The 12733-nt window shown below is 63.6% G+C and carries 14 protein-coding genes; 7 read left to right on the top strand and 7 right to left on the bottom strand.

The features are described from left to right. Nucleotides 1-46: 46 nt before the first annotated feature. Nucleotides 47-1144: a DNA alkylation repair protein gene (locus tag AB0366_RS07365; protein WP_366243288.1), complete on the bottom strand. Its 1098-nt coding sequence runs from the start codon at nt 1142-1144 to the stop codon at nt 47-49. Nucleotides 1145-1258: 114 nt separating this feature from the next. On the opposite strand from AB0366_RS07365, the gene AB0366_RS07360 reads away from it, so the two are divergent. Next, nucleotides 1259-2350, top strand: coding sequence for a spore photoproduct lyase family protein (locus tag AB0366_RS07360; protein WP_366243287.1), 1092 nt, complete (start codon nt 1259-1261; stop codon nt 2348-2350). Between the two features lie 24 nt (nt 2351-2374). On the opposite strand, the gene AB0366_RS07355 is transcribed toward AB0366_RS07360, so the two are convergent. The 4 genes from AB0366_RS07355 to AB0366_RS07340 form a co-directional block, all read right to left on the bottom strand. Beyond that, nucleotides 2375-2776, bottom strand: coding sequence for a type II toxin-antitoxin system VapC family toxin (locus AB0366_RS07355; protein ID WP_121872930.1), 402 nt, complete (start codon nt 2774-2776; stop codon nt 2375-2377). Between the two features lie 20 nt (nt 2777-2796). Further along, nucleotides 2797-3033: a type II toxin-antitoxin system prevent-host-death family antitoxin gene (locus AB0366_RS07350; RefSeq protein ID WP_183130364.1), complete on the bottom strand. Its 237-nt coding sequence runs from the start codon at nt 3031-3033 to the stop codon at nt 2797-2799. Nucleotides 3034-3155: 122 nt separating this feature from the next. Beyond that, a complete protein-coding gene (locus tag AB0366_RS07345) occupies nt 3156-3284 on the bottom strand; it encodes a hypothetical protein (RefSeq protein WP_259468129.1) in 129 nt (42 codons plus the stop codon). Nucleotides 3285-3387: 103 nt separating this feature from the next. Then, nucleotides 3388-4497, bottom strand: coding sequence for a DUF2087 domain-containing protein (locus tag AB0366_RS07340; RefSeq protein WP_366243286.1), 1110 nt, complete (start codon nt 4495-4497; stop codon nt 3388-3390). A 132-nt stretch (nt 4498-4629) separates the two neighbouring features. Here AB0366_RS07340 and AB0366_RS07335 point away from each other — a divergent pair, with 132 nt between their 5' ends. From AB0366_RS07335 to AB0366_RS07310, 6 genes are all read left to right on the top strand, one after another. Continuing rightward, a complete protein-coding gene (locus tag AB0366_RS07335) occupies nt 4630-5313 on the top strand; it encodes a TetR/AcrR family transcriptional regulator (protein WP_366243285.1) in 684 nt (227 codons plus the stop codon). Between the two features lie 10 nt (nt 5314-5323). Continuing rightward, nucleotides 5324-6223, top strand: a complete 900-nt coding sequence (locus AB0366_RS07330; RefSeq protein WP_366243284.1) for an alpha/beta hydrolase — start codon at nt 5324-5326, stop codon at nt 6221-6223. A gap of 87 nt (nt 6224-6310) precedes the next feature. Then, nucleotides 6311-6868, top strand: a complete 558-nt coding sequence (locus AB0366_RS07325) for a dihydrofolate reductase family protein (RefSeq protein WP_366243283.1) — start codon at nt 6311-6313, stop codon at nt 6866-6868. A gap of 164 nt (nt 6869-7032) precedes the next feature. After that, nucleotides 7033-8739 (top strand): diguanylate cyclase, encoded by a 1707-nt coding sequence (locus AB0366_RS07320; RefSeq protein ID WP_366243282.1) that lies wholly within the window; start codon nt 7033-7035, stop codon nt 8737-8739. Between the two features lie 28 nt (nt 8740-8767). Beyond that, nucleotides 8768-9994 (top strand): AGE family epimerase/isomerase, encoded by a 1227-nt coding sequence (locus AB0366_RS07315; protein ID WP_366243281.1) that lies wholly within the window; start codon nt 8768-8770, stop codon nt 9992-9994. Between the two features lie 105 nt (nt 9995-10099). Further along, complete coding sequence (locus tag AB0366_RS07310) at nt 10100-10993, top strand: LysR substrate-binding domain-containing protein (protein ID WP_366243280.1); 894 nt, start codon at nt 10100-10102, stop codon at nt 10991-10993. On the opposite strand, the gene AB0366_RS07305 is transcribed toward AB0366_RS07310, so the two are convergent. Together AB0366_RS07305 and AB0366_RS07300 are read right to left on the bottom strand one after the other, a co-directional pair. Beyond that, nucleotides 10994-11803, bottom strand: coding sequence for a carbohydrate ABC transporter permease (locus tag AB0366_RS07305; protein ID WP_366243279.1), 810 nt, complete (start codon nt 11801-11803; stop codon nt 10994-10996). Further along, nucleotides 11793-12716: a sugar ABC transporter permease gene (locus AB0366_RS07300; protein ID WP_366243806.1), complete on the bottom strand. Its 924-nt coding sequence runs from the start codon at nt 12714-12716 to the stop codon at nt 11793-11795. Before AB0366_RS07300 ends, AB0366_RS07305 begins: the two co-directional genes overlap by 11 nt. Nucleotides 12717-12733 lie beyond the last annotated feature (17 nt).

The following is a 12733-nucleotide window of genomic DNA, read 5'->3' as shown; positions in this document are numbered from 1 at the left end:
TACGGACGTACCCGTTGTGCTGCAGGAGGGAGGTACAAAGCCCGCGTCAGTCGACGAGCACGAACTCCGCGAGACCGTAACTGACACCGTTGATCTGGAGCTCGATCGAGTGCGGGCCGGGGTAGTACTTCCGTGTGGTCAACGTCCGAAAGGAGTGTTGCCGCGCAACGTCGATGCTCTCACCGGGCGCGATCGTCTTGGTCGTCAGCTTGAACGTTTTCCCTGTCACCCCACCGTTGGCTTTGGTGTGGTGGACGATGTAGTCGATCGCGACCTTGGCCGGTTCGGTGCCGACGTTGCGGATCGAAGCATCGAAGCGCACGCTCTCACCGATCCGTAGCTCGGCGACATCGAGGGTGGGGCCTGTCACCTCGAGGTCGGCCGGAGCGAACCCCAGCAGGGCAAGCGCATCGGCGTTTCCGTTCTTGATCACCGTCCGAAGTGCATGTCGCACGAGCCGGTCGGTGTGTGCGTCCGGGGCGTCGAGCCACCGGGCCGCGGTCCGGACGACCAAGTCCGGGACGTCCCGGCTGAAGTCGTTCAGGTGGTTGGCTACCGACCGCCGGACGTAGTCGCTGTCGTCCCGGTAGAGCCTGTCCAGAATCGGCACCGTGACGCCCGGCCGCGCGAGAATCTCGGGAACCCGCACCGACCACGGCAGGTACGGGCGGGTGCCTTCCGATGCCAGACGCCGCACGTGCTCGTCCGAGGATTGCGTCCATTCGATCGCTGTCCCAAGAGCCCGATCCGCGTCGGCTCGCAGAAAAGTGCGGATGGCGAACTCCGAGCTGAGTCGGCCGGTGAGTTCGGCCAGCAACGACATTCCGTCATCGAACGCGGCGGATGTCTGTTCGTCGACGGCTTTCATGGCCACGGCACTCGTGACCGGCCAGATCGACCAGCCTTTCAAGTCCGGATCCTCGGCAGCCCGTCTGATGGTGCGAGCGAAATTCGCGTAGTCGCCGGGCAATCCCGTGACGAGGGCATCGCGCAGTAGATCGGCACGTGCCCGAAGCGCGAGCGGTCCCAACTGATCGACCGATCCTGTCAGCAGCGACAGATCAGCACTCGGTGCGGCGTTGCGAGTGGTCCGAAGCAGCGTGCGAGCCGCGTCCGGGCCGATGAGTTCGTCGGCAAAAGGCATGAGAGCTTCTTACCCGAGATTCATGAGCCGCGAAATTCTTGTAGCTGAATTGGACAGGATCTGAGCTGCGGTTATCGGGAAGGTTTGACCGTCTCCGAGCGTTGACCAGAGGTAATGAACAACGTTCTCTCTGCCCCTACTCGACTGTGGACGCCCTCTCGCGTCCTGGTCACCCGGTCTGCGTCCGAGCTTCCCCATACCGCGGAAATCATTCGTCGATGCGAAGCAGCCGGAGTGAGGGAGATCGATGTGTTGCCGGGGGACCGTCTGACCGGCCTGCGCGGTGAGTCCGAGCGGGAGACCTATGCGCGTGCCAAGACGACGATGGCGGTGGTGGTGGCACCACCGAGTGTGCTGAAACCACAACCGATTCCGCCGAGTGCAGATTGGCGTATCGACCTGGCGAAGGGATGCCCGGCGCACTGTCAGTACTGCTATCTGGCGGGCTCGTTGTCCGGGCCGCCGATCACTCGGGTGTTCGCCAACATCGACGACGTCCTGGCCGGCATCGGCACCCATGCAGGCCGCGGCACCATCACCACGGGAACCGAGGAGCGCGGACACGAGGGCACCACCTTCGAACTCTCCTGCTACACCGACCCTTTGGGGATCGAGCACGTGACGGGATCGCTCGCCGAGGCCGTGCGCAGGGTGGGTGCAGGAACCTACGGCGACGACGTGTCGCTGCGCTTCACCACAAAGTTCGACGACGTCACCGAGTTGGTGACGCTCGATCACGGGCGAAGAACCCGAGTTCGCCTGTCGGTCAACGCCGATGACATCGCGCATCGATTCGAGGGCGGAACCGCGAGGATGCCTGCTCGGATCGAGGCGCTGAGACAGTTGGCTCTCGCCGGATATCGAATCGGGTTGACCATCGCTCCGATCATGCCGATACCGCAGTGGCGCGAACAGTACGGTCGACTGCTCTCGAATGTCGCCGACGCGGTGCGCGACATCCCCGATCTCGACCTCACCGCCGAGATCATCACCCATCGATTCACGCCGTCCAGCAAGGACGTGCTGTTGAGTTGGTACCCGGGGACGAAGCTCGAGATGGACGAAAGTGCCCGCACGGCGAAAAGAAACAAGTTCGGCGGCGTCAAGTACGTCTATCCCAAGGGCACCATGTCGGAGATGCGTACATGGTTCGTGGAAGAACTCGAGTCCGTGCTCCCCGACGCGCAGCTTCTCTACTGGACGTGAAGACGCCCGGCTAGTGTTCCCCGGTCAAAAATCGTGATCGGGATGTGGAACGGAGATGACCGTAAGCCCGTCGATTCCCGTGAAGTCGTTGGGGTTGCATGTGAAAAGAGGCAAGTCGAGCGACAGCGCTGATGCTGCGATCAGGGCGTCGTACGCTCGTGCAGCCGGCTTCCTCCCCGATTCGCGAAGAGAGGCTGCGACGCGTCCGAAAGTTCGAGCAGCGGCTGCATCGAACGGCATCGCGTCGAAGTCCGACTCGGCCTGCTGAAGGTGTAGTTGCCTTGCCGCGCGTTCAGTTCGAGAGCCAGCAACGTGTGGACCGACCGACAACTCTGCCAAGGTCACTGTACTGATGGAACACTCGGCCGGGAGTGCATCAACGTCGCGAATCCTTCCGAGCAAGATCACGGTGGATGTATCCAGCATGCCCCGCGGGTGCCGAGCGCTCACAGTGAAGCGTCCAAGACCGAATCGATGTCTCTGCGCATCGACATAGGGTCGACCTGCGGCAAATTTCTGCGCCGACTGATCAGCTGCGCCGTCGAGACGCTGCGACGGGGAATCGGCCGGAGTTCGGCAATTTCCGTTCCGTCTCGGGTGACGATCAGTGATTCCCCCCGCTCGACACGTGCGAGGACGTCGCCACCGTGGTTCCTCAGATCGCGCATGCTGACCGGTTCCATGCTGTGACTGTATCACCGGTGATACGGGTAAGCCAGGGTTCCTGCAGGTCGCATTGTCGGCGTGCGAAGTCGCCCGGCCTCCACCGTCGTGGGGTGGAGGCCGGGATGGGAAACGGGAGGGGCTAACTCATCTTTCCGAACGTGGCGTCGATATCTGCCATCTCCATCTCGGCGGTCTGCTGAATCGGCTCCATGAGGTCGGTGTCCAGGCCGGGAGCGAACTCCTCGAGCCGCTCCGGTGAGATTTCCATGGGAGCGCCGGCGGGGGCCTGCTGCTGCGCTCACGTAGTGGGTGCCCCGTATGTCTGCACTCGAATCCTGGGCCCCCCTCGGCATGGCCGTCGACCAGGCGATCTATTCCTTGCCCAGCGCCCGGTACATCGAACCGGCGCTGTTTCGCTCGAGGAATCCGGTGTCGACGAGTTCGCGTCGCAACGTGGCGTAGTCGTCGTCGAAGAACCGGCACAGTTCGTTCACCTGATGCTCCGAGGACCACGTCGTCGAACTCAATTGCTGTGCAATCACCTTCAGGAATTCGGCTCGATCACGGCTGTATCGAGACATCTGCGTCGGCTGCGGCTTCGTTCGTGGAAGCTTCAGAAATTCCTCGAATGTCTTCTCGTCGATGACGAGTCGATCGTCCACCCGAGTCACCACCGACATAGCGAACAGGCGCGCGATGGCCTTGTGTAGTGCACGGCCCGGCAGTCCGGAGTGGGACTGGAGCGCAACCACTGTCGAGATTCCACTGCCGATCGCGAACAGGACCGTCCGAAGATCGGGATCTGCGAGAACATGGAGGACTCCGGTGGCGCGGTCCGGCAACGGCGCATCATCGTGGACCCCGATGGACTCGAACCGCAAGGGAACCCCGGTGGCGGCCACCATGTCGTCGGTGAAATTCACCTCTCGTGCGGAGTCGGATCGTCTCCTCAGAAGGCCGACCCCCATCGAATCCTCGGCGCCGACTCTCGGGAGCGTCAGGGCCTCGACGTCGTCTGCGCAGAAGCGCAGTATCGCGTTCCACAGCGGGTTCGCCTCAGCCGGCAGGTGCGAGTTCTCCATGGCGAGAATGCCGTTCGGCCCGACATGTGGCCACAGTGCACGCACGAATCGTGCATCCGTAACGAGCGATTCGCCGTCGATCCACACGAGATCGAACGGGCCGACGTCTCGCAAGTGTCGCGGTGGCATGTCGAACAGCGAGCCGTCGATCGGCTCGACGAAATCGAACCTCGGTCGATTCTCCCGAGCGAAACGTTCGACGCCGGAATCACCGCCGTCGTCGGCGAAGCTCAGGAGTCGGGGAGTGATCCCGCAACCGACCGATTCGAGTGCGCGTGCCAGAGCGAGCGTCGATCTCCCGGAGCCGACGCTGAGCACGCTCGTCGGCCGCAGCAGGGTGACCAGACCGGACAGGATCTCGAACGAGCTGTCGATGCGATCCTCGGAACTGGCGGACACTGTGGCCCCTTTCGGACGTTCTCGATGTGAGAGTTGCTGCGCGTGCGTTCGACGAACTCACCCTCCCACGGTCGGCAGCGGCGCTTTATGGTCGGCCGATCGATGTAGTCGATTGCTGATACGATACGCACCGTGTCGTATCGTAAGCCTGCCGCCGTCCCGGAGGCTCGCGCCGGGCGTCCACGGGATGATCAGCGTGAGTTCGAGATCCTCGCGGTCGTCAACGCCGTACTGGGTGAGGTGGGATACGACGGCGTCACCTTCGAGGGTGTGGCGCGTCGTGCGGGAGCGTCCAAATCGACGCTGTACCGACGCTGGAAAACCAAGCGGGAGATGGTCATTGCGGCCGTCAAGGCTGGACCCGCCTCTCACGTAGGTTCTGATGACGTCGATACCGGCACTCTGCGCGGAGACTTGCTCGTTCTCTGCAAGCGCCTGGTACGGACCATGGCGGCCGCCGACGGGTCGATGCCTCTCCTGCTGTTGCAAGCAGGACTGGAAGATCCCGAACTGTGCGATGAGATCGAGAGGTCCGTGGGCCCGACCGGTGCCCGTCTTCCCGCTGCGGTCATCGCGGCCGCCGTAGAGCGTGGCGAACTCCTCGAAGGAACCGATCCGTTCCCCTTCGATGAGGTCGTCGGTTCCGTCATCCTGCTTCGTCGGCTCAATGGTTTGGACATCGACGACCGATACCTCGAAGCACTCATCGATTCGGTGATCCTTCCGGCCCTGCGCGCAACTGCCCTCGACACCGACGAACTACCGCCGGGGATATTCTCCGGCCACCCTGCCCGTGCGTCGGACCCCCAGAACTGAAGGAGCCACAATGAATTCGCTGACCATGGACGGATTCCGGTATCGAATGGTTCCCGTGGACGAGAACGTCGAACTGAGCGTGGCGGTTGCCGGGACCGGGCCGGCTCTGGTTCTGCTGCACGGCTTTCCGCAGACCCACTACATGTGGCGAGACGTGGCGAGTGAGCTCGTGTCGCGGCACACCGTCATCGTGCCGGATCTCCGCGGGTACGGTGCGAGTGCGAAGCCGGCAGAACGTGATTCGGGCACGTACTCGAAGCGGACGATGGCGCGGGACATCGTGCGGGTTGCGGAGTCGCTCGGATTCGATCGTTTCGGGCTGGTGGGACACGATCGCGGTGCGCTCGTCGGAGTCCGCGCAGGACTCGATCATCCATCTGCTGTGCTCTATCTCGGCATCCTCGATGTGCTGCCCACCGCAGACAGCTGGGAAGTATTGCGTGGGGTCGATGCGAAGGTGGCCTGGCACATGTATCTCATGGCTCAGCCCTCGGGACTGCCGGAGAAGATGATCAGGGCTGTCGCTCCCGAGTTCTTCGGCTCGTTCCTCGACGCGTGGGATCCCGATGGTTCGACCTTTCCGCCTGCTGTTCGGCAGCACTACATCGACAGCTCGGTCGACGCGGTGGATTCCGTCGTCGCCGACTACAGGGCCACTGCGGGAGTCGATCTCGAGATGGATCTGCAGGACCGAGCCGATGGAGCGCGACTGACCATGCCGGTGGGAGTGATCTCGCAGGACTGGGGTTCGCAACTGGGCTTCGACGCGGCGTCGCTGTGGGGTGCCTGGGCGTCGGATCTGACCTACGAACCCATCGACGCGGGACATTTCATGGCCGAGGAGAAGCCGAAGGAGATCGCACAGTTCATCACTGCGCTATCGGAGCGTGTAGAAGCCGAGCCTCGGTAGTCGGCATCGATCGAATGCGTCGTGGCCGGTGAATAGTCGGGCTCGACGAGGTCAGTACCCACGATCCCATCCGACTTCAGGAGTGACATGGCAATTCTGACGTACAACATGCACGTTTCTCTCGACGGCTTCATCGAGGATTCCGCGGGCAGTCTCGACTTCTCCATGCCGGACGACGAGACACACAGCTTCTCCAACCGGCAGACGGAGGCCACTGCTGCTTTTCTCTTCGGACGTCGACTGTACGAGGCCATGGAGGACTACTGGACAGACCCGCTACGAGCAGAGGGCGACGACGTCGAGGTGGAGTTTGCGCGTCTGTACGTGGACACCCCGCGGATTGTCTTCTCCGACACTCTCGACTCGGTGGCCGACGGGTGCCGGTTGGTGCGCAGTGCCGATGCCGTCGCCGAGGTCCAGCGTCTGAAACGGGAGACCGAAGGGACGTTGGCGGTGGGCGGTGCCGCATTGGCAGAGTCGCTGGTCGACGAGATCGATCAGTTCGAGGTCATCCTCCTGCCGACCATCCTGGGCGGCGGCAAACCGTATTTTCCGGCCGGTCATCACCTCGATCTGACACTCGCGGAGCAGAAAGTGTTCGCCGCGTCGGGGTGGCTGTATTTGCGCTACAGCGTGTCTCGCTGACATCTCGCGGGTACGGGGCCGGGTTGAGATAACCTCGCTGCAGGACACCGGCGGGCGGGCTCGTTCCCGGTCCGAACCCCAGCAGTTCCAGACCCGCGGAGGTCATCGATGCTGCACTTCCCTTTCGACGCGGATCCGGACGCGACCGACGATGAGTCCGTCGCATGAGCGGTTGGCTCTGGGTCGTGATCTTCAACGCGATCACTGCGTCGGCGTACCTCGGGATCGTGCTGTTCATCGTTCGCGGGCTGAGTCGCACCGCCCAGCTTCGGAAGAACCGATTGGCGCTCGCAACCGCCGCCATCTTCACCACCTGCGCGGCCCACCACGTGCTGCATGCGGTTCACCTGCTCGCAGGGGCCGGGCACGGCGAACACGCCGGCGGCGGAACGATCGCGGTCATGCGGGAATCCATGGGCGGCGGTCTCGATATCGCGGTGACCTTGTCGACAGCGTTGGCAGGTGTCGTGTATCTCGGAATGCGCCGCTCCTACGGACCACTGCTTCGTTCGCCGGCGATGTTCGACGACGCCGGTGAGGCTCGGTACCGTCAGCTCGCGGCGAACCTGCCCCATACGACCGTGTTCATCGTCGACCGCGATCTTCGATTCGTCCTGGTCGAGGGTGCCGATCTGGTCGCCGAGGGCTACGACCCGCGCCGGATGGAAGGGAAGTTGCTCGAGGACACGGTGCCACCGGCGGTCTTCGCGCACGTCGAGCCGTACTACCGGGCAGCTGTCGAGGGGAAGGAATCCTCCTTCGATTCCGTCAGCGCCGGGACCGGAAGAATCTTCCAGGTACGAGCCCGGCCGCTACGCGACGAGGCCGACGCCATCGTCGGTGCCATGGTGCTGTCGGAGGACGTGACGGCAGAGCGTGAGGCGCGGGCGGAGCTGGATCGGGCGCGAGCATTTCGCGACGCCGTGTTGACCGCTTCGCCGGATGTCGCGACGGTCGTCGACGTCGACACGGGGCACTTGACGTGGGCGTCGCGCAGCCTCCGCTCGTTGATCGGTATCCCGACCACCGACGATGCGGAGGGGCGTCGAGAGAGTAATTCGACGGTGGACGGTGCCGAGGATTCGTCCGACATCGAGGTGCTACCGGAAGACCTCGACATCGTCGCGGCGGCCGACCGGGACGCTGCATCGTTGGCCGATGGGGAAAGCCTCACGACCCAGTTCCGAGTGCGTGGCCTCAGCGGTGAGACCAGGTGGCTGTCGCGACGAACCACGCCCTTTCGCCGGACAGCGTCGGGAGAAGTGCTGCAGGTGCTTTCGGTCCTCCGTGAGGTGACCGACGTCGTCGAGGCCGAGCGCGCGCTCGAACGAGCGGCGCTGCAGGATCCGTTGACGGGTCTACCCAATCGCATGCTGCTGTTGGACAGGATCGGCTCTGCGATCGACCGTGGCGCGCGTACCGGTACCGCCGCGGTGGTGCTGTTCTGCGACCTGGACGGTTTCAAGGACGTGAACGACAGCGGCGGGCATGCGGCGGGTGACGCGGTGCTGGTCGAGGTGGCTCGGCGTCTGCGCGCGATACTGCGAACCGGCGACTTCATCGCCCGAGTGGGCGGTGACGAATTCGTCCTCGTCCTCGATGCCCAGATGGACGACCCGGCCTCGGATGCGGACGGTCTCGCCGGCAGTGTGGCCGCGCGGATCAAGGCCGCGCTGTCCTCGGTGATCGAGTTCGAGGGACGGCAGTACGAGGTGTCGGCGAGCATCGGAATGGTTCTGGCTCGCAGAGGTGCCACGGCTCAGGATGTGCTTCGGGACGCAGATTCCGCGATGTACCGGGCCAAGCAGAGGGGCAAGGATCGAGTGGAACTGTTCGACGAATCGCAGGAAACTGTGGCTTCCGTCGAATAGGCGATCGCGGGCACCGCACAATGAACGCATGACTCCAGGAGTTCCCGGCAGCTGGTGGGCACTGCCCTCGCATCGACTGTGGCTCGACACCGAATCGACTCGCCTTCTCGGTTTCGGAAGCACGCTCGACCACCCCGCCGGTGGAGCTGTGTGGCTGGACGAACGCGGGCACCCCGATCTCGATCATCCGGCGCACACGTACATCACCGCGCGGATGGCGCATGTGCATTTTCTCGCGTCGTTGCTGGGTCGTCCGGGGTCCCGACGGCAGGCCGATCGGGTGTTCGACGGATTGCTGATGACGTTGCGGGACAGCAAGAACGGCGGCTGGTTCGAGTCCAGTGCCGACGCGTCCTCGCCCGATGCAGTGAAATCGGCCTACACGCATGCCTTCGCGGTGCTCGCCGCGTCGGCTGCCACCGCTGTGGGGTGCCCACGCGGCCGAGCTCTTCTCGACGAGGCACTCGATATCGTCGATTCTCGATTCTGGGACGAACGGTACGGAATGTGTTCGGACACTTGGACTGTGGACTGGTCCGAGCTCGATCCGTATCGCGGGATCAACGCCAACATGCACATGGTCGAGGCGCTGTTGGCCGCCGCCGACGCCGGTGCGCCCGAGATCTGGCGCGCACGCGCACTACGTATCTGCGACAACGTATGTCGATGGTCGGCGGCCAACGAGTGGCGCATCCCGGAGCACTTCACGGCAGCGTGGATACCGCAGCTCGAGTACAACCGCGACGACGTAGCGAATCAGTTCAAGCCCTACGGGGCCACCGTCGGCCACGGCTTCGAGTGGGCACGACTCCTCGTACAGGCAAGTCTCGTCGCGGGCGGGCGGGACTACGTCGATGCGGCCAAGTCCCTCTACGACCGCGCTGCCGTCGATGGCTGGCAACCCGGACCGACGCCAGGGTTCGTCTACACCACGGATTGGGCAGGGCAGCCGGTTGTCACCGGACGTCTGCACTGGGTGCTGTGCGAGGCGATCGGAGCGGCGGCGACGCTCGCGCGCGTTACGGGAGAAGAGCGCTACGAGAACGACTATCGAACGTGGTGGGACGTCGCGGCCGATTACTTCGTCGACCGCGTCGACGGCTCCTGGCATCACGAACTCGATTCCGGCAACGTACCGGCGGCGACGGTGTGGAGCGGAAAGCCCGATCTCTACCACGCCGTCCAAGCGACGTGGATCAGCCGATATGCGCCGAACTCGAGTATGTTGGCGGCGCTGCAGGCCGATTCGGACTGAGGGCACACCTCGCCCAAAGAATGCATCACCTGGAAATCTGGTGTTCAGGTGTCGTTGTGTGCGGTCTATACCCTGGCGTGACCAACCCACCTCGAAGGGCAGATCATGGAGCTCAGGCATCTGACGGCGTTCATTGCCCTCTCCGAGGAACTGCATTTCGGACGCGCTGCCGCCCGCCTGCATCTCACCCAACCGTCGCTCAGCGCGCAACTGCAGAAGCTCGAGAAGTCGCTGGGGGTGACGTTGGTCGCCAGGACTTCCCACGAGGTGAGGTTGACGCGTGCGGGGCGGGAATTCGAGAGTCAGGCACGCCTCATCGTTCGGCAGATGGAGACGGCTGCGAAGGTCACCAGGGCGATCGCGACCGGCGAAGAACGCTCGCTGAACATCGGATACAACCTGCCTGCGAGTCGGCACGTGCTACCCGACGCCTTGTCTCGGATGAGCCGTGATCACTCCGACGTCGTGGTCTCGTTGTGGGAGAAGCGAACCGGACCTCAGCTGGCGGCACTGAACGACGGCACCCTCGACGTCGCGTTCGTGTACGGCCGACCCGGCTCACCGGAGTTTCGCCACCGCCGGGTGCTGCAGGGGGTGCCGTTGGTGGCCGTGGTCGGTCGAGCGCACAGTTGGGCGGATCGGTCCGGAGTTCCGTTCGCGGAGTTGGCAAGTCAATCCTGCGTATTGTTCGAGAGGGAACAGTGCCCGGCGATGTACGACTCCATTTTCGCGGCTGCCGCCGACAACCGCATCGGACTCCACGTGGCCCAGACTGCCGATGACCCAGGTGCGACCGCCCACGTGGTGTCGGTGAAGCCATTGGTCGGCTTCGCCTCGTGGTCGCGGGCGACCTCGGCGGGGATGGGAGCCGTTGGATCGAACACCGTGGCCGTCAAGCTGTTCGACCCCGTTCCGACAATCGATCTGTATCTCGTCTGGCGAGGCAACGAGTCGAACCCCGCAGTCGACGCCTTCGTGGGCTGCATCGAACCGGCGTGATCATTTCAGGCCCGACCTGACGAACGCGTCGACGATGTGCCGCTGCAGCACGACATAGAGCAGGAACACCGGTAGGCACGCCATTCCCGCGACGGCCATCATCGGTCCCCAGTCGGTGCCTTCGGTGCCCATGAAGCTACGCAGGCCCAATTGCAGGACGGCGTTGCTTCGCTGCAGTACCACTGCAGGCCAGAAGTATTCGTTCCAGGAGTTGATGAACAGCAGGATCGACAGAGCTGCGAGAGCAGGCCTGAGGTTGGGTACCACCACCGTCCAGAGGATCGACCACGACGAACGCCCGTCCATCCGAGCTGCAGAGATCAGCTCCTTCGGGAAGCTCGCCATGTGTTGCCGAAGCAGCAACACCGCCAACGCGGAACAGAGCGTGGGTACGACGACGCCGGCCAGGGTGTTGATCAGTCCCAGCTGATACAGCAGAACGTAGTTCGGCAACATCGTCACCTGGAACGGCACAAGCCACGTGCCGACGAACGCGAGATAGAGCACCTTCTGGAATCTGAACGTGTACATCGCGAAGGCATACGACGCCAGCAGAGCGATCAGCAACTGTGCCGTCGACGAGACCAGAGCGACAGCGAACGTGTTGCCCAACAGCCCGAGCAGGTCCACCTTGGTCGCTGCGTCGAAGTAGTTGGCCAGGGAGAGTGGCCACGGCACGGGAGAGAGGGAGTAGACGTCCTCGGGTCGGCGCAACGATGTCGCGAACAACCAGTAGATCGGGAACGCGCACCCGAGTGCGGTGATGCCCAGTACCAGGTGTCCACGTAGGCGAGAGAAGTCAATCATCATGGAATGCAACCTTTTCCGAGAGCCAGACGAGTCCGCCTGCCAACGCGCCGAATCCGAGGAACAGCACGATCCCCGCGGCGGCGCTCAGACCGGCATCGAAGGTGCGGAACCCGTAGTCCCACAGCAGGTAGTAGATGTTCGTCGTCGATCGAGAGGGGCCACCCTGGGTCAGGGTGTCGATGAGCGGAAAGGTCCACTGCGCGCTGAGCAGCACGGTCATCAGGGCGAGGAACACCAACGTCGGCGACAGCAGCGGCAGTACGATCCAGCGGTCGATCTGCCACTTCGACGCGCCGTCCATCTCGGCTGCCTCCTGATAGGAGGCGTCCACACCGGCCATCCCAGCCGATACAACGAGGACCGCGAAGCCCAGGAAATGCCAACCGGTGATCACGATGATGACGAACTGCGCGGTGTCGGCATCCTGGATCCAATTGCGATCGGATCCGATGATGCGATTGACGATTCCGGCACCGGGATCGAGCAGCCACTGCCAGACGGCCGCGCCTGCGACGGGCGCGATGAGGAACGGCGCGAACACGACGCTCTGATAGACCACTCGCGCACGTCCGTTCACGTTGCGCGTGGCGAACGCGATGACCACCGGGAGAACAATGGAGAAGGGCAGCAGTCCGAGAATCAGAATTGCTGTGCGCCAGAGAGAGTCGCCGACAGCAGGAAGCTCGAGCAATCGCCGATAGTTGTCGGCACCGACCGGCACCATCGGGGTGGTCGGCAACAAATTCCACGAATACGTCGACAGCTCCGCTGCCTGCATCAGTGGCCGATACGTCCAGACGATCAACAATGCGACGGCAGGCGTCAGATACAGGTACGGCTGCGCCGACCTGGCCACTCGCCGCCATCGGCCGGGCCGGGCGTGTTGCTCCCGATCCGCGTCGACCACGAGCACTCGCGGTGGATCCTCGA

The sequence above is a fragment of the Rhodococcus sp. NPDC076796 genome, assembly GCF_040702765.1.
GTDB lineage: Bacteria > Actinomycetota > Actinomycetes > Mycobacteriales > Mycobacteriaceae > Rhodococcoides.
The sequence above is the reverse complement of the archived record's forward strand: the minus strand, read 5'-3'. Positions and strand labels throughout refer to the sequence as shown.

What these genes read in the sequence shown, in the direction of transcription:
- AB0366_RS07365 (WP_366243288.1), bottom strand. Translation starts at nt 1,144, where the DNA reads ATGCCTTTTGCCGACGAACTCATCGGCCCGGACGCGGCTCGCACGCTG.
- AB0366_RS07360 (WP_366243287.1), top strand. Translation starts at nt 1,259, where the DNA reads ATGAACAACGTTCTCTCTGCCCCTACTCGACTGTGGACGCCCTCTCGC.
- AB0366_RS07355 (WP_121872930.1), bottom strand. Translation starts at nt 2,776, where the DNA reads ATGCTGGATACATCCACCGTGATCTTGCTCGGAAGGATTCGCGACGTT.
- AB0366_RS07350 (WP_183130364.1), bottom strand. Translation starts at nt 3,033, where the DNA reads ATGGAACCGGTCAGCATGCGCGATCTGAGGAACCACGGTGGCGACGTC.
- AB0366_RS07345 (WP_259468129.1), bottom strand. Translation starts at nt 3,284, where the DNA reads ATGGAAATCTCACCGGAGCGGCTCGAGGAGTTCGCTCCCGGCCTGGAC.
- AB0366_RS07330 (WP_366243284.1), top strand. Translation starts at nt 5,324, where the DNA reads ATGAATTCGCTGACCATGGACGGATTCCGGTATCGAATGGTTCCCGTG.
- AB0366_RS07325 (WP_366243283.1), top strand. Translation starts at nt 6,311, where the DNA reads ATGGCAATTCTGACGTACAACATGCACGTTTCTCTCGACGGCTTCATC.
- AB0366_RS07320 (WP_366243282.1), top strand. Translation starts at nt 7,033, where the DNA reads ATGAGCGGTTGGCTCTGGGTCGTGATCTTCAACGCGATCACTGCGTCG.
- AB0366_RS07315 (WP_366243281.1), top strand. Translation starts at nt 8,768, where the DNA reads ATGACTCCAGGAGTTCCCGGCAGCTGGTGGGCACTGCCCTCGCATCGA.
- AB0366_RS07310 (WP_366243280.1), top strand. Translation starts at nt 10,100, where the DNA reads ATGGAGCTCAGGCATCTGACGGCGTTCATTGCCCTCTCCGAGGAACTG.
- AB0366_RS07305 (WP_366243279.1), bottom strand. Translation starts at nt 11,803, where the DNA reads ATGATGATTGACTTCTCTCGCCTACGTGGACACCTGGTACTGGGCATC.